The sequence below is a fragment of the Duganella sp. CT11-25 genome (assembly GCF_047302815.1).
GTDB lineage: Bacteria > Pseudomonadota > Gammaproteobacteria > Burkholderiales > Burkholderiaceae_D > Rugamonas.
Genome location: NZ_JBKBFD010000001.1, coordinates 3508041 through 3532442, shown reverse-complemented (window position 1 = coordinate 3532442; position 24402 = coordinate 3508041). Strand labels below are relative to the sequence as shown.

At 65.7% G+C, this 24402-nt stretch carries 21 protein-coding genes; 4 read left to right on the top strand and 17 right to left on the bottom strand.

The window, feature by feature from the left end:
- Nucleotides 1-67: 67 nt before the first annotated feature.
- From ACEN9F_RS15210 to ACEN9F_RS15155, 12 genes are all read right to left on the bottom strand, one after another.
- Complete coding sequence (locus tag ACEN9F_RS15210; protein WP_413420890.1) at nucleotides 68-2326, bottom strand: M4 family metallopeptidase; 2259 nt, start codon at nucleotides 2324-2326, stop codon at nucleotides 68-70.
- Nucleotides 2327-2415: 89 nt separating this feature from the next.
- A complete protein-coding gene (locus ACEN9F_RS15205) occupies nucleotides 2416-2904 on the bottom strand; it encodes a type II secretion system protein (RefSeq protein WP_413420888.1) in 489 nt (162 codons plus the stop codon).
- Nucleotide 2905: 1 nt separating this feature from the next.
- Nucleotides 2906-3280 carry a type II secretion system protein gene (locus ACEN9F_RS15200; protein WP_413420886.1) on the bottom strand — a complete coding sequence of 125 codons (375 nt, stop codon included), beginning with the start codon at nucleotides 3278-3280 and terminating at the stop codon, nucleotides 2906-2908.
- 4 nt (nucleotides 3281-3284) lie between these two features.
- Nucleotides 3285-3758 (bottom strand): type II secretion system protein, encoded by a 474-nt coding sequence (locus tag ACEN9F_RS15195; RefSeq protein WP_413420884.1) that lies wholly within the window; start codon nucleotides 3756-3758, stop codon nucleotides 3285-3287.
- 1 nt (nucleotide 3759) lies between these two features.
- The gene (locus ACEN9F_RS15190) at nucleotides 3760-5661 is read right to left on the bottom strand and encodes a secretin and TonB N-terminal domain-containing protein (RefSeq protein WP_413420882.1); all 1902 of its coding nucleotides are present in this window, start codon (nucleotides 5659-5661) and stop codon (nucleotides 3760-3762) included.
- Entirely contained in the window at nucleotides 5658-6197 is a 540-nt protein-coding gene (locus ACEN9F_RS15185) for a hypothetical protein (protein WP_413420880.1), read from the bottom strand. Before ACEN9F_RS15185 ends, ACEN9F_RS15190 begins: the two co-directional genes overlap by 4 nt.
- Complete coding sequence (locus ACEN9F_RS15180) at nucleotides 6194-6793, bottom strand: hypothetical protein (RefSeq protein ID WP_413420878.1); 600 nt, start codon at nucleotides 6791-6793, stop codon at nucleotides 6194-6196. Before ACEN9F_RS15180 ends, ACEN9F_RS15185 begins: the two co-directional genes overlap by 4 nt.
- Nucleotides 6781-7353, bottom strand: coding sequence for a hypothetical protein (locus ACEN9F_RS15175; RefSeq protein WP_413420876.1), 573 nt, complete (start codon nucleotides 7351-7353; stop codon nucleotides 6781-6783). The genes ACEN9F_RS15180 and ACEN9F_RS15175 overlap by 13 nt, the downstream gene beginning before the upstream one ends.
- Nucleotides 7350-8171 (bottom strand): hypothetical protein, encoded by an 822-nt coding sequence (locus ACEN9F_RS15170; protein ID WP_413420874.1) that lies wholly within the window; start codon nucleotides 8169-8171, stop codon nucleotides 7350-7352. The genes ACEN9F_RS15175 and ACEN9F_RS15170 overlap by 4 nt, the downstream gene beginning before the upstream one ends.
- Complete coding sequence (locus ACEN9F_RS15165; protein ID WP_413427074.1) at nucleotides 8158-9813, bottom strand: GspE/PulE family protein; 1656 nt, start codon at nucleotides 9811-9813, stop codon at nucleotides 8158-8160. Before ACEN9F_RS15165 ends, ACEN9F_RS15170 begins: the two co-directional genes overlap by 14 nt.
- A gap of 32 nt (nucleotides 9814-9845) precedes the next feature.
- Entirely contained in the window at nucleotides 9846-11048 is a 1203-nt protein-coding gene (locus ACEN9F_RS15160; protein ID WP_413420872.1) for a type II secretion system F family protein, read from the bottom strand.
- A 75-nt stretch (nucleotides 11049-11123) separates the two neighbouring features.
- Nucleotides 11124-13661 carry a M4 family metallopeptidase gene (locus ACEN9F_RS15155; protein WP_413420870.1) on the bottom strand — a complete coding sequence of 846 codons (2538 nt, stop codon included), beginning with the start codon at nucleotides 13659-13661 and terminating at the stop codon, nucleotides 11124-11126.
- A 762-nt stretch (nucleotides 13662-14423) separates the two neighbouring features.
- On the opposite strand from ACEN9F_RS15155, the gene ACEN9F_RS15150 reads away from it, so the two are divergent.
- The gene (locus ACEN9F_RS15150; protein WP_413420868.1) at nucleotides 14424-15080 is read left to right on the top strand and encodes a hypothetical protein; all 657 of its coding nucleotides are present in this window, start codon (nucleotides 14424-14426) and stop codon (nucleotides 15078-15080) included.
- A 37-nt stretch (nucleotides 15081-15117) separates the two neighbouring features.
- On the opposite strand, the gene argH is transcribed toward ACEN9F_RS15150, so the two are convergent.
- Nucleotides 15118-16515 carry an argininosuccinate lyase gene (gene argH, locus ACEN9F_RS15145; protein ID WP_413420866.1) on the bottom strand — a complete coding sequence of 466 codons (1398 nt, stop codon included), beginning with the start codon at nucleotides 16513-16515 and terminating at the stop codon, nucleotides 15118-15120.
- A 95-nt stretch (nucleotides 16516-16610) separates the two neighbouring features.
- Between argH and ACEN9F_RS15140 the strand changes: the two genes are divergently transcribed.
- Nucleotides 16611-17036, top strand: coding sequence for a GNAT family N-acetyltransferase (locus ACEN9F_RS15140; RefSeq protein WP_413420864.1), 426 nt, complete (start codon nucleotides 16611-16613; stop codon nucleotides 17034-17036).
- On the opposite strand, the gene ACEN9F_RS15135 is transcribed toward ACEN9F_RS15140, so the two are convergent.
- From ACEN9F_RS15135 to ACEN9F_RS15120, 4 genes are all read right to left on the bottom strand, one after another.
- On the bottom strand, nucleotides 16972-17211 hold the full coding sequence (locus tag ACEN9F_RS15135; RefSeq protein ID WP_413420862.1) for a hypothetical protein: 240 nt from the start codon (nucleotides 17209-17211) through the stop codon (nucleotides 16972-16974). The genes ACEN9F_RS15140 and ACEN9F_RS15135 overlap by 65 nt on opposite strands.
- Nucleotides 17204-17443 carry a colicin E3/pyocin S6 family cytotoxin gene (locus tag ACEN9F_RS15130; protein ID WP_413420860.1) on the bottom strand — a complete coding sequence of 80 codons (240 nt, stop codon included), beginning with the start codon at nucleotides 17441-17443 and terminating at the stop codon, nucleotides 17204-17206. The genes ACEN9F_RS15135 and ACEN9F_RS15130 overlap by 8 nt, the downstream gene beginning before the upstream one ends.
- Before the next feature lie 73 nt (nucleotides 17444-17516).
- Nucleotides 17517-18911: a YfcC family protein gene (locus ACEN9F_RS15125; protein WP_413420858.1), complete on the bottom strand. Its 1395-nt coding sequence runs from the start codon at nucleotides 18909-18911 to the stop codon at nucleotides 17517-17519.
- An 11-nt stretch (nucleotides 18912-18922) separates the two neighbouring features.
- Nucleotides 18923-20056 carry a succinylglutamate desuccinylase/aspartoacylase family protein gene (locus ACEN9F_RS15120; protein ID WP_413420856.1) on the bottom strand — a complete coding sequence of 378 codons (1134 nt, stop codon included), beginning with the start codon at nucleotides 20054-20056 and terminating at the stop codon, nucleotides 18923-18925.
- A gap of 163 nt (nucleotides 20057-20219) precedes the next feature.
- Here ACEN9F_RS15120 and ACEN9F_RS15115 point away from each other — a divergent pair, with 163 nt between their 5' ends.
- The gene (locus tag ACEN9F_RS15115; protein ID WP_413420854.1) at nucleotides 20220-22958 is read left to right on the top strand and encodes a TonB-dependent receptor; all 2739 of its coding nucleotides are present in this window, start codon (nucleotides 20220-20222) and stop codon (nucleotides 22956-22958) included.
- Nucleotides 22959-23087: 129 nt separating this feature from the next.
- Entirely contained in the window at nucleotides 23088-24374 is a 1287-nt protein-coding gene (locus ACEN9F_RS15110) for a cyanophycinase (RefSeq protein WP_413420852.1), read from the top strand.
- Nucleotides 24375-24402: the final 28 nt, after the last annotated feature.

Genomic DNA, 24402 nt, shown 5'->3' with positions numbered 1-24402 from the left:
AGGCTTGCGCAGATCGTGTGCTGCGCAAGCCTTCGATGATACCAGCAGCACGGGGGATCGTGTATGCCTAGCGGGTCAGCAGGCTGACCTTGTCGAGCACGAAGGAAGTCTGCTTCGAGCGGTCCTCGCGCATCGCGAACGATAGCGTCACGCTTTGCCCCTTCCAGGCGATCAGGTCGAATGTGCGGACCTGGTAGCCGTTGGCCGGTTCCAGGTTGCTGTAGGTGGCCAGCGTCGCCAGCACGGCGCCGCTGGTGTTCTTGACGGTGACCACCAGCCGGTCGTAGGCGGTGGCGCCGGTTTCGTCGGTGTCGATATGCAGCGCGAAGCTGAGCGCCGCGCGGGTGGCCGCGGCCGGGATGTCCACGCGCTGGGTCAGCGTCTCGGTCGCGCGGCGGCCGTTCCCGCCCAGCCATGCGAAGCGCGTGCCTTCGTAGGCGGTCTGGCCGGTGTGGCTGCCGATCACGCCGGTGGTGCCGCTCCAGCCGGTGATGCCGTTCTCGAAGCCGCCGTTGATCACGCGTTCGGTGTCGCCGCCGCCACCGCCGCCGCCGCCTTCCTCGTCGATGTCGGCGCCGACGTTGATCGCCGCATAGGCCCGCTGCACGGCAATGGCTTCCTTCGAGGTCGCGCCGTACAACTCCTGCGCGGCCTGCAGCACCTTGTTGCGGGCGTCGGCATAGTTGGTGGCCGCCGTGAACTTGGTGGTCAGCGCCTTGAACCAGATGCGGTAGGCCTTGTCGTTGCCGATGCCGGTCATGGCGGCCGGCGTCTTCACCAGGTAGGGGCTGTAGTAGTCGCTGGTGGCGCTGGCGTTGGAGCCCTGCGACAGAAAGTAGAACATGCGGTTATTCGGCCCGCTGGAATAGTGCACGTCCAGGTTTTTCAGGCTGGTGCTCCAGGCGTCGGGACTGCTGCCGTCCTTGATCGGCTTGTACATCCAGCGCAGCGGCTGGCCGGATCTGCTGATCTCCTTGCCCATCATCCAATCGTTGCCGGTCGCCGGGATCACCGTGCCGGTGCCGCCGTTGCGGGCATAGGCTTCCACCATCTCGCCACCGATGTCGGAATTCGATTCGTTCAAGCCGCCCGATTCGCCGGCGTAGATCAGGTCCGCCGTGGAAGCCGTCACGCCGTGCGACATCTCGTGGCCGATCACGTCGATCGAGCCGAGGCTGTAGAAGCTGTTGCCGTCGCCGATGTACATGCACTTGCAGCTGTCGTCGTAGAAGGCGTTGTCGTAGGACGTGCCGACGTGCGCGGCGATGTAGGTGGCTGTATTGTTCCCGTCCAGCGACTGCCATCCCAGCACGTTCTTGTTGGCGTCATAGGTGTTCATCAATCCCCACAGCGCGTTGACCGCCGCCGTCTGGCCGTTGGCGTTGGTGGTGCTGCCGCCGTTGTATTGCTGGCCATCGCCCCAGGTGTTGGCGGTGTTGGTGTAGACGGTGCCCGGATTGGGATTGTTGGGCGAGCTGTGATTGGCGTTGGTGATCGCCATCGCGCCGAACTTGCCGCCGGCGCCGCGCGAGGCATCCAGCATCTGGTAGGTGCTGCCGGACAGCGTGGTGTTGATCGGCACCACGCCGTTGTACTGGCTGTTGCCGGTGCCGACCACGGTTTGCAGCGCCGGCCACTGGCTGATGATGGCGCCGTTCCTGGCATCGACCACGACGTCGTAGTAGACCAGCTTTCCATCCTGCGCCATGCGCAGCTGCACCAGGTAGGCCAGCGCGTAGCGGTCAACCACCTCCTGTACATCCAGCGCGTTCAACTGCTCGTCCGGCTTGCCGGCGGCGGACGGCACGCGCACCGTTTTCATCACGGGATAGATCAGCAGTTCCGCGCTCGGCGTCCAACGGTGCGTGCCGTTCGGCGCGACCACCTGCGTCGCCAGCCGGATCGCCTCGCCGCTGCTGATGGTCGGTGTCATGTCGACCGGCGTAGTGGGGACGGCGGGCGTGACCGCGCTGGGCGCCAGGCCGGGCCGGCGGTCGGAGGTCGAGACGCTGACGATCTCGCCGGCGGCGTTGGTCACCACCACCGACTCGGAGCCCAGCACGCGCAAGCCTTTGTAGGTGTGCTGCGCGCGCGTGATTTTTTGGCCAACCACGCCCGGATGCTGGCTGCTGATGCGGAAGCTGTAGTCGGCGCCCAGGCCTTGCCGGTTTTCCAGCGCCGTCAGGCGCGCGACCAGTCCCGCGCTCTCTTGCGGCGTGGCGATGGCGACCGGCGCCGACATCAGTTGAATCGGGGCCGGTTGCGCCATCGCCGTCGCGACGCATGCAGAGAGGCATGCAAGGAGCAAGTGCTTACGTGGTTTCATCTCATCCTCCGGAGTTCAGTGGCAGATGATTCAAGCTAGACCGTGGAGGCCTGTGAGGTTCTGTCCTGGATCAACAAGGCAGTAGATAGTCAGCGCTTGATGCCGTTGCCCTGCGACGGCGTGAACAGATCGTAGGGATAGGTGAACACCCAGTCGGCATAGCGCGATTTCCTGGCCAGGCCGGCGTCGTCATCGTCGAAGTTATCCTGTTTGATGGGACGCTGCGTCGACAGCGAACGTATGCCGACAATGCGGCCTTGCTGCAGCACCAGACTCCATTCCGCCTTGCCGGTGATGGGATCGGCGTACAGGCGCCGCAGGTGGCGCCTGGCGTTGGGGAAGCGCGGATCCTTCAGCAGTTCCTCCAGCGTCAGCGGATATTGGTTCTGGCCCGGGTCGGCGGTGTAGTAGCGTTCCAGCGCATGGCGGAACTCATGGCCGATGAACAGCAGTTCGCGTTCCTTGTCGCGGCGCATCGCCGTCGCATACAGATCGGCGGCGATGGTCAGGCCGACACCCATGAAGGCCACCAGCATCAGCGTCCACAGATAGGCGAAGCCGTCCTGCCGATGGCGCATGTCAGAGTTGCCCGTAGGGCGTGCCATCGCGCGTCTTGCCTTTGGCGCCGCTGCGGATATCGGCCACGCCGGGCTTGTCGGCGTCGGCCGATGGCTGCAGCTGCCAGGTCGCAGCGGATTCCGTCACCGGGTCCATCGGGACCTTGCGGAAGTAGTGGTGGTTCACCAGGTCGTCCAGCGCGGCGGGGTACTCCCCCTTGTCGGCATAGTATTTATCGATGCCGCTGCGCAGCACCTGCAGGTTCTCCCGCAACGCCACTTCCTTCGATTTGTCGACCGAACTGAAATAGCGCGGCAGGGCGATCGTCAGCAGCAGCGAGATGATCGCCAGGACCACCAGCAGTTCGACCAGCGTAAAGCCTTTGGTGCGGTTCATGGCGTCACCATTGTTTGAGAGGGATGCCGTTCAAGCCGGTCTTGCCCGAACGGGAACTGACGTCGAATACGTCCTCACCCTCGACCGGGTTGTCGGGCGCGGAAGCATAGGAGCGCAGCGCCCAGCCGCTGCCGCTTGCCTCGGCCGGCGCGAAAGGATCGCGTGGGATGCGGCGCAGGAAGTACATATTCTGCTTGCGCGGGCTACGCTGGTCCGGCACGCCGGTGACCAGGTCTTCCAGTTTTTTCGGATAGCCGGAGTCGCCGATGGACAGCTTGATGCGGCCATTGTCGGCGGCGCGCTTGTAGGCGTCGATGGCTTCCCGGATCTCGATCAGGGCCGCGCGCAGCTGGTGCTCCTTGTCGCGTTGCACCGCAACCTGCGCCATCGGGGCGGCCACCATCGCCAGCGTGGCCAGGATGGACAGGGTGATCATCAGTTCGATGAAGGTGAAGCCGCGCTGGCCGGTGCTGGCCATGCTACTGGCCCTTCTTCGGCGCATCGCCACCGGTCATGCCGGAGCTGCCGCCCATCGCGGCGCCGCCCGCTGCCGGCGTCGCGATGGATTGCGGCTGCGGCATGGTGTCAGGCTGCGCGTCGCCCGCCGACGCCAGCGTCGTGCCGACCTGGCCGCGTCCACCGATATCGGACTCGGTGCCGGAATAGAATTCCGCCGCCGCCAGCTCGGGCCGGCGTATCGATCGCAGCACGCGCGGTGTGATCGACAGCACGATCTCGCTGCGGGTCGAATCGTCCTTCTGGCTGCCGAACAGGCGGCTCAGCATCGGCAGATCGCCGACGCCGGGAATCTTGTTGGCGGTGGTGCGGTCCTCGTCGCTGATCAGGCCCGCCAGCACCTGGGTCTCGCCATCCTTCAACCGCAGCACCGTCGCCGCGCTGCGGGTGCCGATCTGGTATGCCTGCGTGCCGGACTTGCTGACGATCTCCTTGACCACGCTGCTGACTTCCAGGTTGATCTTGATCGCCACCTCGTCGTCGAGATAGATATTCGGTTCCACATCCAGCTTCAGGCCGACGTCGACGTAATTGACACTGTCGGAGCTGACGCCGTTGTTGGTGGTCACGGTAATCACCGGTACCCGGTCGCCGATCAGCACCTTGGCCTTGTCCTTGTTGCGCACGCGGATGCGCGGATTGGCCAGGATATTGCTGTCGGTGTCGCTCTTGTTCGCATTGAGCTTGACGGAGCCGAGTTCCAGGCCGATATTGCCGCCGTTGATGTGCCGCAGGTCGCCGACGTTCAACGCGCCGTACTGGCCGCTGCCGAGCAAGGTCAGGCCGGCCGAATCGGGCCAGCGTATGCCCAGCTCCTGGCCGCGCGTGCGTTTCACCTCCAGCACTTCCACCTCCAGCATGACCTCGGGATCGGCGACATCCTGCACCGAGATGATGCGCTCGGCCATGCGTATCATTTCCGGCGTGTCGCGCATGATGATGGTGCCGATGCGCTCATCGGTGACGATGTCCCTGGCCTTCAGCAGCGTCTTGAGCGAGAAGGCCACCGTCTTGACGTCGGCGTTCGCCAGGAAGAAACTGCGCACCAGCAGCTGCTGGTAGTCCTTCTGCTTTTGCGGGTTGTTCGGGTAGATGGTGATCGAGCGTTCGCCGGTGATGCTTTGTTCCAGCTGGTTGGCGCTCAGCAGCATACCGATGGCATCCTCGATGCTGGTGTCGCGTACCGAAATGGTGGCGCGCAGCGCCGGATCGACGTCGCGGTCGAAGACGAAGTTCAGGCCCGACACCTTGCTGATGAAATCGAACACGGCGCGCAGCGGGGCGTCGCGGAACTCCAGCGTGACCGGCTTGCGATAGGCTGCGGCCAGGCGTCCGCTGGCGGGCCGCAGCTTTGCCTGCGCATCGGCGAGACGGGTTTTCAGGCGCAGCAGGTCGCGCTGGTTGGGACGCTCGACCAGCAAGGGCCGCAGCATTTCCTGCGCCTGAACCAGATTGGCCTCGCCGCCGCGCTGATACAGCGCCTCGGCGTCGCCCATCACCTGCTGGTGGCGCTGATCCTGCGCCAGCGAGGCCAGGCCCTGGCGCGCGACCAGGTTGGCGGAATCGATGGACAGCGCCTGCTGGTACAGCGCCTCCGCTTCGGCGGACTGTCCCTTCAGGCGCAACGTGTCGGCGCGGCCGTTCATCGCGTTGACCAGTTTGAGCTTGCGGTTCAACAGGACGATCCGATACTCGGCGTTGTGCGGATCGTCGTGCGCGGCCTGTTCCAGCTTGGCCAGGCCCTGGTCGACCTGCCCGGCGTCCAGCAGGGCGTTGCCTTCCTTGAAGGTCTGGCTGCCGGCGCAGGCGCTCAGCAGCAGGCAGGCTGCAAGGATATGCAGGCGTTTGGTGGCGGTCTGTTTCAATTGGTGTCCCCTACAACTAGAGTTTGTTTCTGGTTGAGCGGCAGGTAGATGAAGTTCATCGTATCGCCGCTCACGCTGTCGAGCAGATAGCTATCATTGACTTTTTCGCCGGGGCGGGCGACGACGTTCTGGCCGTCGATTTGCAGGAAATAGGCGGTTTTTCCTTCGTCGGTAAAGCGGCCCATGAACTGGAACGGCAGTGCCGGCGGACCGGATTGCGCGGCGGCCTGCCGTGCCTGCGGCACCTCTTCCTGCATGACCTTGAGCGGCGCCTGCGGCGCCCAGCTTTGCTTGGCGAAGACGTTGCCCATCTCGTCGTCGGCCACGCGCGGATGGATTTGCAGATCGACGCCGGGAGCCGGCGGCGGCCCGGCTTCCGTGGCGACGTCGATCGGAGGCCCCGCGATCACGGCTGCCGGCGCCGCATCGCGGGTGGTCGCGCCGGCGGGGCCGACCACGCCGCCGTCCTGGTCGGGTGCGAACCAGGCGGCCAGCAGGGTGGCGGCGGCCGCCGCGCCGATGACGATTTTTCTCATCGGCGCCGCTCCTGCCGCCGCACCAGCAGCATGAACTGGATGCGCGCCTCGACCTCGCCGGAGGCGATCTGCTCGCGCTTGAAGGCGACCGATTCCAGCGTTAGCGTCGGCAATGCCTGCAGCGCGTCGATGAGGAAGCTTTGCACGCTCGCGAATTCAGCCTTGACCGGCAGCGTAATGCGGTAACGCAGGAAGCCCGCCTTGTCGTCCTGTTCCGGCTTGTATTCGGCTTTGGACAGGGCGATGCCGCTTTGCTGGGCAATGCGCACCAGTTCCTTGAGCTGGTCGGGAATCGCGTCGTGCGGCGGCAGGTAGGCGTGGAAGGCTGCGACGCCGTCCGCTTCGGTGGCCGCCGGCGCGCGCGGCGCGGCGGCCGCGCGGACGGCGGCGTTCAACTGGCGGGCAAGCGCGGCCTGGCGCTGATCCAGTTGCGACGTGTGCCATAGCGCCAACAGCGCCAGTGTTGCGCAGACGGCGCCGATGATGGCGCCGGCGCCGGCCTGGCGCAGCAGGCGGCGCGCCTGCCACGCCAGGCGTGGCGCCAGATTGGGCGCGATCTTCAGCTTGAGCTGCAGGCCGGATTTTACTGCCGCCATTGGGCCTCCAGCTGGAATTGGTATGGCCGTTCCGGGCCGCCGCCCGCCGCCGCCATCTCGTGCTTGAGCAGATAGACGGAACGGAATATCGGCTGCTGATTCAGGAAGGCCAGGTAGTTGATCATGTCCTGCGCGGTTTCCGCCTCGGCGGCGATCTTCAGCGCGCCGGCGGGCGTGGTCAGCGCGGCAGCGCCGCTGTCCTGTGCCGGCTGGCTGTTCAAGTCGAGGCCGAGCAATGCGACGCGGACGTCGGCCGGCGCCTGCACGGTCTTGATCAGGCGTGCCACCGGCAGGTTCAGTTGGCGCACGGCTTCCGCCACGGCCTTCACCTGCTGATCCAGCTCCTGCTGCTGTGCGGGCGCCAGCGCGGGCCTGGTCAGGTGCTGCGGCCGCAGCGATGCCGATTGCGCGTCCAGGCGGGCCTGCAGGCGGTTGACGGTCTGCAGCTGGGCCATCCAGTTGGCGGCGGCCGGCAGCAGCATCAGCACGCCGAGCGCCGCCACGGCAAGCCGCCAGCCGGCAAGTGGCGCGGCGGACGGCAGGAAGTTAAGGCGGGTCATGCTGCTTCCTCCATGGGTCTGGCGGGCGGCGTGCCGAACGGGCTGTCCGCCAGGCGGAAGCGCGTCGGTAGAGCTGCTGCCTGGGCCGGGACGGTGTCCAGGTCGACCACAACCACCTGTTCGATGCCGGCCAGCTCGGGCGCGCGCAGCGTCCAGCGTTGCCACGCCTGCGGCAGTTCCAGCATCCACGCCACGCCGGCGGGCTGCGACTGCATGGCCGTGATGCGCCCGCCGTCCAGCGCCGCCATCGTGATGCGCCCGGTCTCCACCAGCGCAAGTGCCGCAGGCGGGGCATCGCCGCGTTGCGCCATCAGGCGCAGCACGGCGCCCAGCGCAGGTTCGATGGCATGGCATGGATGGCCGCACTCGGCGCCAGTCTCTTTTAGCGCCTGCAGCAGCGCGCTGTCCGCGCCGCTCACCGCGCGTGCCTGGCCGTATGGCGCGTCGTCGCTGGCGATACTCCAGCCGCGCGCGGCGTCGCCGTACAGCGCGGCCATCTGCGATTGCAGAAAGCGCGCGGCGGTCGACTCGGACAGCAGTGCATCGCTCCACGGCGCCAGCAGCATCTGGCTCCAGCGGCTGGACAGGCTGATCTCCAGCGGCAGCCCCGCCCATTCGGCGGCCTGTTGTTGCAGCAGGCCGCGCAGCGCATCCACGCTGGTTTGCCAGTGGCCATGGGGATTGGCGATGTCGACACGCAGGGCGCTGCCTTCGATCACGCGCCGTCCCTGGCGCGCCACGCACAGCAGCTGCTGTGGCGCCAGGTGGATGCCAAGGCTGCGCCGCGCCAGTTGCCTGAGATGGTTAGTAAGTGACACGGTTCAGCTCCAGTAAAGTCGTTTCTCCCTGCCGCACCAGATCCAGGCCGGCGCTGCGCGCCAACCGGAAACCCATGGTGGCGGCTTCCTCTTTCATGCGGCTGACCGGCGCGCGGGTGCAAATCATTTCGCGCATGGCGTCGTTCAGGATCAGGACTTCGGCTACCGCCTTGCGGCCTTTGTAGCCGGTGCCGCGGCAATGGCCGCAGCCGGCGCCGGCCTTGAAGCGCCACTCGCGCACGTGATCCGCGGTCAGGCCGCTGTCCTGCAGGTCCTGCGGATCGGGCGCGACGTCGACCGCGCAGTGCTCGCAGTTGAGCCGCAGCAGCCGTTGCGCGACGATGCCGTTCAGCGCCGCCGCAAAGCTGTACGGATCCACGCCCATGTGCAGGAAGCGGCCGACGACGTCGAACACATTGTTGGCGTGGACGGTGGTGAACACCAGGTGGCCCGTCAGCGAAGCCTGCACCGCGATCTGCGCGGTCTCGTCGTCGCGGATCTCGCCGATCATGATCTTGTCCGGATCGTGGCGCAGGATGGAGCGCAGGCCGCGCGCAAAGGTCAGCCCTTTCTTCTCGTTGACGGGAATCTGCAGCACGCGCGGCAGACGGTACTCGACCGGATCCTCGATCGTCACGATCTTGTCGCGTCCCGTATTGATCTCGGTGATGGCGGCGTACAGCGTGGTGGTCTTGCCGGAGCCGGTCGGTCCGGTCACCAGCAGCATGCCGTGCGGCTTGGCCGCCAGGCGGCGTATCTGCACGATGGCGTCGGCGTTCAGGCCCAGGCTCTCCAGCCGCAGCGCCTGCGCCGCCTCGGTCAGCGCGCGCCGGTCCAGCAGCCGCAGCACCGCGTCCTCGCCGAAGATATTCGGCATGATCGAGACGCGGAAATCGATCTCGCTGCCCTTGACGCGCACCTTGAAGCGGCCGTCCTGCGGAATCCGGCGCTCGGCGATGTCCAGCTCCGCCAGCACCTTGATGCGGGAGATGATCTGCTCGGCCATCTGCAAGCCCTGCACCTGGCCGGCCTGCACCAGCACCCCGTCCACGCGGTACTTGATGACCAGGCTGGCGGCGTCGCACTCCAGGTGGATGTCGCTGGCCTGGAACTTGAGCGCGTCGTAGATGGTCGAGTTGACCAGCTTGACCACCGGGCTGCTGTCCTCGCTGATCCGTATCAGCGAAATATCCTCGATGCTCTGGTCCAGCCCCGACAGCTCGCCGTGGCTGCCGTCTTCCATCATGTCGGCCATGGCCTGCTGCACGCTCTCCTGCTGCGCCAGATACGCCGTGAGGTCGTCCGGATGCGCCAGCGCCACGCTGTAGCCGCCGCCGATCGCATAGCCGGCCCAGTGCAGCGTATCCTCGGCAAAGGGATTGCCGATGACCAGTACCGGCTGGGCGTCGGCGCCGGCTTCGGCGCGCAGCAGCACGCAGTCGCGCTGTGCGCAGTCGGTATAGGACAGCAGGTCGAACGCCGGCGACGCCGCCTGCAGCCTGCTCATCGGCCAGGCCGGATAGCAGAACAGGCTGGCCAGCTGGCGGGTCAATTCTTCCGGCGTCAGGCCGGAGACTTCCTGCAGCACCGCCATCTGCGGCCGGCCTTGCGCCAGCGCCGTGGCGCGCGCGCCGTGCAGCATCTCGGGGTTGAGGACAGCCGGTTCGCGTGCGTTCAAGACAAACTCCCCGCCAACTCGAAGATCGGCATATACATCAACACGACAACGCCGCCGATCACCACGCCGATCAGCGTCATCAACACAGGTTCCAGCAGGCGCGAGGCCCAGTCCACCCAGCGCGCGAATTCCTCGTCGTGGAACTTGGCCGAGCGTTCCAGCATGTCGCCCAGGCGGCCGGTGTTCTCGCCGACCTTGAGCAGCGACTGCGCCACCGGCGTGGCCAGCGCGTTCTGTTCCAGCGCGGTGGAAAATGGCAGGCCCTGTTCGACCGCGCGCCGGGTCTGCACCAGTTGCAGCTGCTGCGCCGGCAGCAGCATGGCGTTGGTCATCGCCAGCGCCTTCGACAGCGGTATGCCGGCGTGCAGCAGCAGGCTGAGGGCGCGGTAGAAGCGCGCCAGCCGGAACTCGGCGGCCTTGGAGGCCAGCACCGGCAGCCGCAGCACCGCCAGCACCAGGCGCTGGCGCAGCGCAGCGTTGGCCAGGCCGAACACCACGCCGCCCGTCACCGCGGCCAGCGCGCCCGCGCACAGCCATGGATGGGCCGCCAGCGTCTGGCCGAAGCCCAGCAGCATTTGCGAGGCCCATGGAATCTCGCGCCCCGAGCTTTCGTACACCACGCTGAATTTGGGTACCACATAGCCCATCAGGAACAGCGCGACCAGCGTGCCGACCACCAGCAGCATGGTGGGATAGATGGCGGCCGAGATGAGTTTCTTGCGGATGGCGTCGAACTGCAGCTGGTAGCTGACGAAGCGCGCCAGCGCCTCCGGCAGGTTGCCCGAGCGTTCGGCGGCGTGCACGGTGGCGACGTAGAGTTCGGGGAAGACGGCCGGGAAATCGGCCAGGGTGTCGGAAAAGCTTTTGCCCTGCTGGAGCGAGCGCTGGATCGCCGCCAGCGTCGCGCGCGGGCCGCTGCGGTTTTCCTTGTTGAGCAGCGTGGCGGTGGCCTCGCTGAGGTTCAGCCCCGCTTCGAGCAGGGCCAGGAGTTCCTGGCTGAATTGCAGCAGCGGGAACGGTTGCTTGCCGATGCCGGAGGGCGCACGCTCCCCCGCACCGGTATCTCCGGTACTGTCGATGGCCAGCACGCGCCAGCCGCTGCGCGCCGCCTGCCGGATCGCCTCCGCCTCGCTGGCGGCGTCGATCGCTATGGTTTGCCGGCCCGCTGGCCCGCCTTGCACTTGTAAATGGAACTGCATCGCATGCTTGCTGCCTTACCTGACTTGACCTGACAAACAGCCCCGCCGTCGCCGGCGGGGCTGCCCTGTACTCGCTTAGTTGGTGATCAGGCTCACCTTGTCGACCACGAACGAGGTTTGCAGCGACGAGTCTTCCGTCATGGCGAACGACAGCGTCACGGTCTGGCCCTTGTACGCCAGCAGGCTGAAGGTACGGGTCTGGTAGCCGCTCGCCGCGTTCGCGTTCGAGTAGGTCGCCAGGGTACCGAGCACGCTGCCGGAGCTGTTCTTCACGGTGACGACCAGCTTGTCGTAGACGGTGCTGCCCGATTCGGCGGTGTCGATGTGCAGCGCGAAGGTCAGCGAGGCGCTGGTGGCGGCCGACGGGATCGTCACGCTCTGGGTCAGCGTTTCGGTCGTGGTCTTGCCATTGCCGCCCAGCCAGGCGAACCTGGTGCCTTCAAACGCCGTCTGGCCGGTGAAGCTGCCGATCACGCCGGTGGTGCCGGCCCAGCCGGTGATGCCGGACTCGAAGCCGCCGTTGGTCACGCGCTCGGTGCCGGCGCCGGTGGTGCCGACGGTCAGCGTGGCGTTGCCCGACGTCGCGGTCTTGACCGGCGACGACGCGTCGCTGACCACGGCGTTGAACACCGCGCCGTTGTCGGCCGTCTGTGCCGTCAGCGAGTAGGTGGCCGAGGTGGCGCCGCTGATCACGGCGCCGTTGCGGTACCACTTGTAGGTGTATGGCGCGGTGCCGCCGGTGGCGCCGACGCTGAACGAGGCGCTGGAGCCGGCCGCCACGTTCACGCTGGCAGGCTGGGTCGAGATCGACACGCCGGAACCGCCGGCGGCTTCGTCGATGTCGGCGCCGACGTTGATCGCCGCATAGGCGCGCGTGACGGCGATGGCTTCTTTCGAGCCGACGCCATACAGTTCCTGCGCCGCCGCCAGCACCTTGCTGCGCGCGTCGGCGTAGTTGGTCGAGGCGGTGAACTTGGTGGTGGCCGCCTTGAACCAGATGCGGAAGGCCTTGTCGTTGCCGATGCCGGTCATCGCCGCCGGGCTCTTGATCAGGTACCTGGAGTAGTAGTCGCTGGTCGTGCTGGCGTTGGAGCCTTGCGACAGGAAGTAGAACATGCGGTTGTTAGGGCCGCTGGAATAGTGCACGTCGAGGTTCTTGATCGTGCTGCTCCAGGCGTCCGGGCTGCCGCCGTCCTTGCTCGGCTTGTACATCCAGCGCAGCGGCTGGCCGGAGCGGCTGATCTCCTTGCCCATCATCCAATCGTTGCCGGTGGCCGGGATCACCACGCCGGTGCCGCCGTTGCGCGCATAGGCTTCGACCATCTCGCCGCCGATGTCGGAGTTCGACTCGTTCAAGCCGCCCGATTCGCCGGCGTAGGTCAGGTTGGAAGTGGCGTCGGTCACGCCGTGCGACATCTCGTGGCCGATCACGTCGATCGAACCGAGGCTGTAGAAACCGGAGCTGGAGCCGTCGCCGATGTACATGCACTTGCAGCTCGGGTCGAAGAAGGCGTTGTCGTAGGCCGTGTCGACGTGGGCGGCGATGTAGGTGGCGGTGTTGTTGCCGTCCAGCGACTGCCAGCCGATCACGTTCTTCAGCGTGTCGTAGGTGTTCATCAAGCCCCACAGCGCGTTGACCGCGGCGGTCTGGCCGTTGGCGTTGGTGGTGCTGCCGCCGTTGACGTACTGCTGGCCGTCGCCCCAGGTGTTGCTGGCGTTGGTGTAGATGCTTCCGGCGTTCGGATTGTCGGCCGAGCTGTGGTTGGCGTTGGTGATCGCCATGCCGCCGTACACGCCGCCGGTGCCGCGCGTGGCGTCCAGCATCTTGTAGGTGCTGCCGGACAGCGAGGTGTTGATCGGCACGGCGCCGTTGTACTGGCTGTTGCCGGTGCCGACCACGGTCTGCAGCGATTTCCATTGCGTGATGACGGCGCCGGTCTTGGCGTTGACCATGGTGTCGAAGTAGACCGGCTTGCCCTTGTCGGCCATGCGGGTCTGCACGTAGTAGGCCAGCTCGTAGTGGTCGACCACGTCTTCCACGTCCAGCGCGTTGAGCGCCGCTTCGGACTTGTTGAGGGCGGACGCGACGCGCACCGTCTTCATCACCGGATAGATCAGCAGCTCGGCGCTCGGCGCCCAGCGGTGCACGCCGCGCGGCGCGACGGCCTTGACCACCAGCGCGATGGCGTCGGTGGGGCTCAGCGCCGGCGTCAGGTCGGCCAGCGGCGCGGCCGCGCCTTCGGCGGCGACGGTGTTGCTGCCGGCGGCCAGGCTGGCGCGGCGGTCGGAGACCGACTCGCTCAGGATGTCGCCGGCGGTGTCGGTCACCACCACCGATTCCGAGCCGAACACGCGCAGGCCTTTGTAGGTGTGCTGGGCGCGGGTGATCTTCTGGCCGACCACGCCGGGATGCTGGCTACTAATGCGGAAGCTGTTGTCGGCGCCGAGGCCGCGCGCGCTGTCGATCGCCGCCAGCTTGGCCACCAGTCCTTTGCTCTCTTGTGGAGAGGCCAGGTTGACCGGTGCGGCCATCAACTGGTTGGCCGCGTGGGACGCCATCATCGGCAGGGTGGCGACGACGGATGCGGCAAGTAGGGTCTTACGTAGATTCATCTCTTCTCCATGGGTTTTGTGTGTTTGCGCGAAGTGCTGCGGGGCCGGGATAGGTGGCCCACCCGGCGTCCCCGGCGCTGCGTTAGCGGTTGGCTGTGCAGCGTCTTTTGTGCGGCTAAAACGGCGAGTAGGCTGGACACTATTCCGTTCGCGACGGCGAAGTCAAAAAACTTTGGAAATTGGTCGCGGGCGAAAAAAATGTCTTAAATTGGACATTCTTCGGGGCATTGGATGATGCATGCGCGGGCTCCATACCAAATGCGGAGCGTTGAGGCGCGCACGATTGAAGCCTTCTGTCTGAAATCCACAACGAACTAGGGCAGTCCCTCTATTTTCGGTGGCTACGCAACACTATGCCCAAAATTTCAGCAAAAGGTGGTTGCAGATTTTTAATATTGCGAATTAAACTAGTTGTAGCCGAGTCGGGTTATCTCCCGGCCGGCAACATAAAAAGCGCAGGGCACGACCCGTATAAAAACGCGCGTATCGGGAACCACAGGAAGAAGAAAATGACAGCACACCCAACGCAAGATTTGATTTCCGCCCACGCGCTACGCGCCTCTCGCACGACGCTGCCTCCCCCTATCTGACAGCGCCTCCGCACACCACATAAGCTGCATATCCGCCGCCGGCCGCGCCCCATCCGGGCACGCCGGCGCGGGCATGGTATCGCCCCGCGTTCGCCGACCAAGGCGGGCGCGCGGCGCAGCGCCTGCTGTTATTCAGTATTTGTCCGCCGGCGCGCGGGCAGGGGGATCTTTTATGCTGTCGATTGCCACCAAGGTAGAACGCATCGTCATGGAGTCGTCCTTTCTGACCGAAGGACTGCGGCGCGGCTTGATCAATTTGTCCGAACTGGCGCGCCAGCTGCAGCCGCAGCTGGAGAGCGATTTGTGGAAGCCGGTCGGCCAGGCCGCCGTGGTGATGGCGCTGCGCCGCGTAGCCGAACGCCTGCCGGAGGCGCAGCGCAGCGAGATCGCGCTGGCGCGGAAAACCGGCGAGCTGACCACGCGCACCGAGCTGACCGAATACACGTTCCGTTATTCCGACAGCATCCACGAATGCCATCGCCAGTTGCTGGCCAAGGCCGAGCCTTTGCGCGGCGCCTTCGTGACGGTGACGCGCGGCGTCAATGAGGTGATGGTGATCTGCAGCCGTACGCTGACCTGCGTGGTGGAGGAGGTGTTTGCCGGCGAGCGCCTGCTGGCGCGGCAGGATAACCTGAACGCGGTGACGCTGCACCTGAATCCGGACACCAGCCGCACGCCGGGCATCTATCACGCGATACTCAAGCAGCTGGCGTGGGACAAGATCAACCTGGTCAACATGATCTGCACCTACACCGAGCTGACCATCCTGCTGGAGCAGAACCAGACCGGCGCGGCGTTCTCCGTGCTGTCAAAGATGGTGATGCACTAGGAGCGCGGGCGCGCGGATGCCGCGCGCCCGGTGTGGCTTACTTCGCCAGCTGCCCGCGCACGCGGGCGATGGCCTGGCGCACCTGGTTCGGAGCGGTGCCGCCGACGTGGTCGCGCGCGGCGACCGAGCCTTCCAGCGTCAGCACGGCGAACACGTCGTCCGCGATCAGCGTCGAGAAGGCGCGCAGCTGCTCCAGCGTCATCTCGGCCAGGTCGATCTTCAGGTCGTCGCAGGCGCGCACGGCGTGCGCCACGGCTTCGTGGGCGTCGCGGAACGGCAGGCCCTTCTTGACCAGGTAGTCGGCCAGGTCGGTCGCGGTGGCGTAGCCCTGCAGGGCGGCGGCGCGCATCGCTTCCGGCTTGACGCTGATGCCGCCGGCCATGTCGGCGAAGATGCGCAGCGTGTCGACCACGGTGTCGACGGTGTCGAACAGCGGTTCCTTGTCTTCCTGGTTGTCCTTGTTGTAGGCCAGCGGCTGGCCTTTCATCAGGGTCAGGAGGCCCATCAGGTGGCCGTACACGCGGCCGGTCTTGCCGCGCGCCAGTTCCGGCACGTCCGGGTTTTTCTTTTGCGGCATGATCGACGAACCGGTGCAGAAGCGGTCGGCGATGTCGATGAAGCCCACGCGTGGGCTCATCCAGATCACCAGCTCTTCCGACATGCGCGAGATGTGCGTCATGATCAGCGAGGCGGCGGCGGTGAACTCGATCGCGAAGTCGCGGTCCGAGACGGCGTCCAGCGAGTTGTGGCAGACGTCGTCGAAGCCCAGCGTCCTGGCCACGCGCACGCGGTCGATCGGGAAGGTGGTGCCGGCCAGCGCGGCGGCGCCCAGCGGCAGGCGGTTGACGCGCTTGCGGCAGTCGGCCATGCGCTCGGCGTCGCGGCCGAACATCTCGACGTAGGCCAGCATGTGGTGGCCGAAGGTGATCGGCTGCGCCACCTGCATGTGGGTGAAGCCCGGCATGATGGTGTCGGCGTTTTTCTCGGCCAGGTCGGTCAGCGCGGCGCGCAGGGCGCTCAGCAGCTCGACCACGTCGTCGATGGCGGCGCGCACGTAGAGGCGGATGTCGGTGGCCACCTGGTCGTTGCGGGAGCGGCCGGTGTGCAGGCGCTTGCCGGCGTCGCCCACCAGTTCGGTCAGGCGTTTTTCGATATTCAGGTGGACGTCTTCCAGGTCCAGCAGCCATTCGAACTGGCCGGCGTCGATCTCGGACGAGATCTGCGCCATGCCGCGCTCGATCTCGGCGCGGTCGGCGGCGCTGATGATGCCCTGGGCGGCCAGCATCTCGGCGTGGGCCAGCGAGCCCTGGATGTCGGCTTTTGCCAGGCGTTTGTCGAAGAAGACGGAAGCGGTGTAGCGTTTGACCAGGTCCGAGACCGGTTCATTGAAGCGGGCCGACCAGGCTTCGGCTTTTTTGGAAAGTTGTGCAGTCATAGGGAAAGTAGTAGTTTGCGCTAGAGGTCAGCTTGGATTATAAACCGCAAGCTGCTCTAAAATACGTCAACATTGCCTTTTTAATCACGGAAAACATGACTACTCTGCACATCAGCACCGATAAGGACGCCCTCGACCTGCCTTTGATTTACCAATTCCTCAGCGAGCAGTCGACTTGGGCGATCGGCATTCCGCGCGCGGTGGTGGAGCGGGCGATTGCCAATTCCTTATGTTTCGGCGCGTATCTGGACGGCCGCCAGGTGAGATTTGCGCGCGTGACGACCGACCGCGCCACCTTCGCCTACCTGGCCGACGTGTTCGTGGTGGCGGCGGAGCGGGGCAAGGGCTACAGCAAGCGGCTGGTGGAGGCGGTGCTGGCGCACCCGGATCTGCAGGGGCTGCGCCGTTTCATGCTGGCGACCGCCGACGCGCACGAACTGTACGCGCGCTACGGCTTCACGCCGCCGGCCCGCCCGGCGACGCTGATGGAACGCTACTTCCCGACGATCTACGCGAATTGATGATGGACGGAAGGACCGCCGCATCGGCGATCCAACTGGCGTATTCGGTGCGCGTCATGCCGAGAAATTCGTGCAGAGTTTGTTTGCCCGGATTTTCATGCCATTGATCGATGAATTCATCGATATCTTCAGGATTGGCCTCGCGCGCCAGACACTTTTCAATAAAGTTAGACATCGATTTTCCTCCCCGCGACTGCGTCTTTGATGAATGTCCCTGTGACGGCGTCAAGGACGCCCAGATGGCGGCCGCGCTTGTTGAATACTTCAATTTCGCCGTGGGTCCAATCCCACGTATAGAGTCTAGTCCTATCTTTTGATATCCAGCGCTTCTCTCCATTGCGCACCCCGATGTAGATGCACTGATCGAGATAAGACGGTTTCGGGATAGGTGTCGGTGCCAAGTTCATCCCCGGTAGCGCCGGCCAGGCGGCAGGCCGGGTTTTAACTTAACACCTTTGGCTACTCACTTTTTGAGGCTGATCACTGCCAGTTCATCAGCACCGGCGGCACCAGCAGCGCCATCGCCATCACGGCGTAGATCAGCTGCAGCGGAATCATCCACTTGGCCCAGGTGATCCATGGCACCCGCGCCAGCGCCAGCACGCCCACCGTGATGCCGGAGGTGGGGATCATCGGCGTGGTCAGCTCGCCGAACTGGAACGCCAGGATCGCGGTCTGGCGCGTCACGCCCACCAGGTCGGCCAGCGGCGCCATGATCGGCATGGTCAGCGCGGCCTGGCCGGTGCCGGAGTGGATGAAGAAGTTGATCACGGTCTGGATGCCGAACATCTTCCACGCCGTGAAGATCGGGCTGGACGACTGCACCAGCGGCGTCAGCGCGTGCAGCATGGTGTCGATGATCTGGGCGTCGCGCGCCAGGATCATGGTGCCGCGCGCCAGCGCGATCACCAGGGCCGTGCCGACCAGGTCGCGCGCCCCCTGGATGAAGCCTTCGACGATCTGCGACGAGTCGAGCCGGCCCACCAGGCCGATCACCACGCCCATGGTCAGGAACAGCGCGGCGATTTCATCGATGTACCAGCCATAGTGGACCACGCCGGTCACCATGACGATCAGCGAGCCGGCGAAGATCCACAGCACTTGCTTGTGGCGCGCGGTCATGCCGTGGAACTCGCCCAGGCCTTGCGGCCGCTCCCGGCGCTTTTCCAGGTCCAGCGCGTAGGTGGGGCTGAGTTCGGGATTTTTCTTCACGCGCGCGGCGTACCACATCAGGAACAGCGCCGTGATGGCGGTGGCGATGCTCCATGCGATCAGGCGGTAGCCCCAGCCGGAAAACACCGGCACCCCGGCGATGCCCTGCGCGATGCCGACGTTGAACGGGTTGAGGAAGGCCGCGCCGAAGCCGACCTGCGAGCCGAGGAACGGGATCGAGACGCCGGTGATGGTGTCATAGCCCAGCGCCAGCGCCAGCGGCACGAAAATCAATATAAACGGTATGGCCTCTTCATTCATGCCGAAGGTGGCGCCGCCGATCGAGAACATGGTGACGAACACCGGTATCAGCGCCTTCTGGATGAACGCCGAGCTGGCGTGCGCGCGCGCCAGCGCCTTGATCATGGAATCGACCGCCTCGGTCTTCTGCAGCACGGCGAAGGCGCCGCCGACGATCAGCACGAAGCCGATGATCTGCGCCGCTTCGACGAAGCCCTTGATCGGCGCCTTGATCAGCGCCACCGGCCCCTGCGGCGCGCTCGGCACGTAGTGGAAGCTGTCGGGCACGATCAGCTGCTTGCCGTTGACCAGGTGGGTGTCGTATTTGCCGCCGGGGACCAGCCAGGTCGCCGTCGCGATCAGCGCCAGGATGATGAACAGCAGGACGAAGGTGTGCGGCAGCTTGAATTTTTTAGTGGTCATGGGTTCGACGATCATTGGCTCAGCAGGTCGCCTGCGCGGTAGGCCTTGGCGCCGGCGACCTTGCCGACGTTCATGCCGCGGATGACGTGGCGGTGCGCGCTGCGCGCGAAGAACACGCCGTCGACGGTGGCGCGCAGCACGGTGGTCCCGCCGCCGACCGGGTCGATCAGGTCGGCCAGCGCATCGCCGGCCGCCACCCGCGCGCCCAGCTCGCGGGTGTAGATCAGGATGCCCGCGTGCGGCGCATAGACCGGTTCCACCCCTTCCAGCGGCGTCGCCTCGCACAGCGGCGCCGGCAGCACGGCGGCGGCGGCGCCGCCATCGTCGGCCAGCAGCACGCCTTGCAGCGTCAGGAACTGCAGCAGGCCGGCGGCGTCCTTCTGCGCCAGCGCGTAGCTCACCTCCATTTCGCCGCGCAGCTCCACCGTGGTCGACAAACAGGCCGGCGGAATCGGGTAGCGCTGCCCGAAGTGCTGGTCGAGATCCCACCACAGGCGGCTGCAGGCCTCGTCGAACGGCTCGCCGCCGGCCTGGTAGGCCAGCAGCAGCGCATGCGCGCCGAGGATGGCCGACAGCGGCGCGATGGCGTCGGCCAGCGGCGTGCCGGCGTAGATATGCAGCACCGCCTCGTTGTCGCAATGCAGGTCGAGCACGATGTCGGCGTCGATCGCCAGCGTCATCAGGGTTTTCTTCAGCGTCTCGGCATCGGTGGCCGGCTGCCAGTCGGCGATCGAGGCGCGCGCGTGTTCGCGGATCAGCGCCACGTTGGCCTGCGCGTCCTGGCCCAGCTTACCCTCCAGCGATTTTTTCAGGTCCTCGGCCACGTGCTTGTAGGCGCGGTTGAAGTTGACGCCGGTGGTCAGGTCGAAGCGGCCGAAGGCGGCGCCGTGGATGGCCTGCGCCAGGCCGATCGGATTCGCGGCCGGCACCAGTATCACTTCGCCGGCGAGCTTGCCGGCCGCCTCCAGCGCGAGCAGCTCCTTGCGCAGGAACTGCGACACCAGCATGCCGGGCACTTCGTCCGCGTGCAGCGAACCCTGGATATAGACCTTTTTGCCGGCGCCCGGGGTGCCGAAGTGGAAGCTGGTCAGTTCATATACGGCGTTCGCGTGGGGGCCGGAGAGGGAATGTTTGTGTACTTGCATGGCGGGGGCAAATTTTCGGGTAAAGATTGAGTATGTAGCAGTATTTTCACAAAGTAAATCGTGCGGCGGCGAAAGGCGGGCCGCTTTCTTGAGTTTTCGGCTACAACTGCGTACAGTTAGTTTAAATGAAATTTTTATATATCAATCATCGGGGAGAGAATACATGAGTGAAATGCATACGCGGCGCAATGCGCCGATGGTGCGCGCGGTACGCCTGGCGCTGAGCGTGGGCGCGGCGGCCGGCATGATCGGCCAGGCGGCGGCGCAGGACGCGCCGCTGCCGCGCGTCGAGATCACCGGTTCGGCGATCAAGCGCATCGAGTCGGAGACGGCGCTGCCGGTGCAGGTCATCACGCGCGAGGAAATCGACAAGGTCGGCGTGACCACCGCCTCGGAAATCCTGGCGCGCCTGTCGGCCAACGTCGGCGGCCTGACCGACAGCGTCAGCATCACCGACGGCAAGGACCAGCGCGGCTTCAACAGCGCCAACCTGCGCGGCATCGGCACCTCCTCGACCCTGGTGCTGCTGAACGGCCGCCGCATGGCCAACTTCGCCTCGCCGGGCGACGACACCGGCGTCGATTTGAACAACATCCCGGCCGCCGCCATCCAGCGCGTCGAGGTGCTGCTGGACGGCGCCTCGGCGCTGTACGGTACCGACGCCATCGGCGGCGTGATCAACTTCATCACCCGCAAGGACTTCCAGGGCCTGGAGCTGAATGCCTACGGCCTGAAGACCAAGGAGGGCGGCGCCGGCAAGCGCACCGCCAGCATCACCGCCGGCCACGGCGACCTGGCCAAGGACGGCTACAACGTGTTCGCCGTGGTGGACCTGCAGCGCACCGACGCGCTGAGCACCTCGCAGCGCGGCTTCATCAACGACCTGCATATCCCCGAGCGCCTGCCGCACCTGCTGTCCGGCTGGACCTCGCCGGCCAACATCCGCCTGACCGGCGCCCAGCGCGACTACCTGAACGACCAGGGCTTCACCATCAACGGCAAGCCGCTCACCAACCGCACCATCAATCCGGCCGTGCCGACCTGCGCGCCGCCGGCCAATCTGTACCTGCCCACCGGCACCGGCGGCGTCGACGCCTGCACCTACAACTACATGGGCGACACCGAGCTGTATCCGAAGTCGGAAAAGGCCAACCTGCTGTCGCGCGGCGTGCTGCAGCTGAACGCCGAGAACCAGCTGTACGCCGAGGTGGCGCTGAGCCGCTCCAAGACCTGGTACGCGGCGTCGTCGGCGCGCGTGACCGGCTACCTCGATTACCGCAAGATCCCGGCGCTGGCCAAGTACGACCTGCTGTCGGAGGAAGCCAGCGCCGATGATGACGTGCCGGGTGAGGTGCAGGTCAACGTACGCCTCAACGAGGCCGGCCGCCGCACCTCGGAGCTGATCAGCGAGAGCCAGCGCTTCGTGGTCGGCTGGACCGGCAGCCGCAACGGCTGGGACTACGACATCGGCCTGAATCACAGCGTCAACACCATCAAGGACCGCGACACCCACGGCTACCTGCTGTACGACAAGCTGTTGGAAGGCATCGCCGACGGCCGTATCAATCCCTTCGGCCCATCGAGCCAGGCCGGCGTCGATCTGATCAACAGCATCCAGGTCAACCAGGAAGTGCGCCACGCGCGCGGCACCATGGATTCGCTCGACTTCAAGGTTTCGCACGCGATCGGCACGCTGGCCGGCGGCGACGCCGCGCTGGCGGTCGGCGGCGAGGTGCGCCGCGAGAAAACCGAGTTCAATCCATCGGCCCTGCTGATGAGCGACAACATCAACAACGACTTCGCGCCGGCCGGCGGCGAGGCCACCAGCTATGCGCGCAACATCCAGGCCGTGTACGGCGAGCTGCTGCTGCCGTTCACCAAGCAATGGGAAGCGCAGCTGTCGGCGCGCTATGACCACTACCAGGTGGTCGGCGGCGCGGCCAGCCCGAAAGTGGGCGTCAGCTACACACCGACCAAGACCATGCTGTTCCGCGCCTCGGCCGGCCGCGGCTTCCGCGCGCCGTCGATGACGGAACTGTACCGCCCGACCCAGATCGGCAGCACCGCCACGCTGCCGGATCCGGTCTACTGCGCCACGGTGGACAACAACTACGCCGACTGCGCCGAAAACTGGGAAGCCCACCGCTACTCTAACCCCAACCTCAAGCCCGAGCGCAGCCGCCAGTTCTCGGTCGGCATGGTACTCCAGCCGAGCAAGCAGGTGCTGTTGTCGCTGGACTACTGGAACATCAAGCGCACCGACCTGATCGCCGAAATCGGCGACGACATCATCCTGGCCAACCCGTCCAAGTACGGCAGTCTGGTGCACCGCGATGAAGACGGCTACATCGAATACATCGACATGTTCAAGGAAAACCGCGGCGCGCAGAAGGCCGCCGGTTTCGACCTGACGATCGACTACAAGGGCGTGCAGACCTGGGCCGGCCGCTTCGGCGGGCGCCTGTCCGGCACCTATGTGACGGACTCGAAGATCCAGAACGAGGTGGGCGACGCCTACGTCAGCAACCTGGGCCGCTTCGTCACCGACGGCGTGGTGCAGCGCTGGCGCCATACCATCTCGCTGGACTGGGACAGCGGCCCGTTCGCGGCCACCCTGTCGAACACCTTCTCCAGCGGCTATGAAGACCAGAACTCGGCGATCAACATCGACGACGGCAGCGTGGTGGCGGCCAACCGCGTGAAGTCGTATTCGCTGTGGGACCTGTCGGGCGCCTGGCAGGCGACCAAGGCGCTCAAGCTGCGGGCCGGCATCCAGAACCTGGCCGACACCGCGCCGCCGTACTCGAACCAGGCCTACCACTTCATTTCCGGCTACGATCCGACCTATACCGACGTGCGCGGCCGGCGTTTTTATGCGAGTGCGAACTATGCGTTCAAATAATGTAATCCCGTCTTAAGTAATTGATTGGTATCATCTGCACTATTAACGGCGCCCGGCGAGAGCCCTGGCGCCGGTTTTCATCGGAAGGGCAACATGAAATTAACAGGTTCTACGCTCCAGCGCCTCTGCATGCTTTGGCTGCTGGTGTTCGCCGGCGCCGGCGTGCAGGCCGCGCAGGCGGCGACCACGACGCCGGTGGCCAAGACCCCGCAGGTGACGGTCAAGGCCAGCAAGCCGGCCAAGGCGGTGCCGCCGCCGAAACCGGTGCTGGCGCCGCCGGCGGGCAACCTGGTCATCATCGGCGGCGGCCTGCGGGCCGAGAACGCGGAAGTATGGCAGCGCATCGTGCAGCTGGCCGGCGGCAAGGGCGCACGCATCGGCGTGTTCGGCTCGGCGTCGATCAACCCGGAGAAATCCGCCCAGAACACCGTCAATAAACTGAACCAGTACGGCGCCCAGGCGTTCTTCATCCCGCTCGGCGTGACGCTGCCCAACAGCGACTACCGCAAGGCGGCCGAAGACCCGGAAGTGGTGGCGCTGATCCATTCGGCCACCGGCATCTACTTCACCGGCGGCGACCAGGCCCGCATCACCAAGGCGCTGGTGCGCGCGGACGGCAAGCACACGGCGGCGCTGGACGCGGTGTGGGACGTGTACCGCGACGGCGGCGTGGTGGCCGGCTCCAGCGCCGGCGCGGCCATCATGAGCACCACCATGTTCTACGACGCCAGGGCGACGCTGGACATGCTCAAGCAGGGCGTCAACGACGGCCATGAAATCGCCTCCGGCCTGGGCTTCATCGGCGACGATGTGTTCGTCGACCAGCACCTGCTGGTGCGCGGCCGCTTCGCCCGCATGATCCCGGTGATGTTGAAAAAAGGTTACCAGATCGGCCTGGGCATCGACGAGAACAGCGCGATGGTGGTCAACGCCCGCCGCGACGTCGAGATCATCGGCTATAGCGGCGCGCTGCTGCTGGACCTGTCGGCGGCGATCACCGACCGCGGCATCAAGGGCTTCAACATCAGCAACGCCACCATCAGCTACCTCGACCGCGGCGACAAGTTCAACCTGGTCACGCGCGAGTTCACGCCGTCGCCGGACAAGGCCGACAACAAGCTCGATCCCAACCAGCCCGACACGCGCGAGCCGGTCTACACCAACGACATCCTGGGCAACAACGCGGTGCTGGACCTGATGGTCAACCTGATCGACAACGCCCAGCAGGAGGCCATCGGCATCGCCTTCGGCAACCCGCGCGACGGCAATCCGGACATCGGCTATGAATTCCGCTTCAGCAAGACCATCAACAGCGTCGGCTACAGCTCGACCGAGGTCGAGGCGTATTCCGTGCTCAAGCTGAGGATGGACATCCGGCCCATCCAGCTGCAGCAGCCGCTGTATCGCTACCGTTAGCCTCTCAAACAGGTATATATTAACGGGA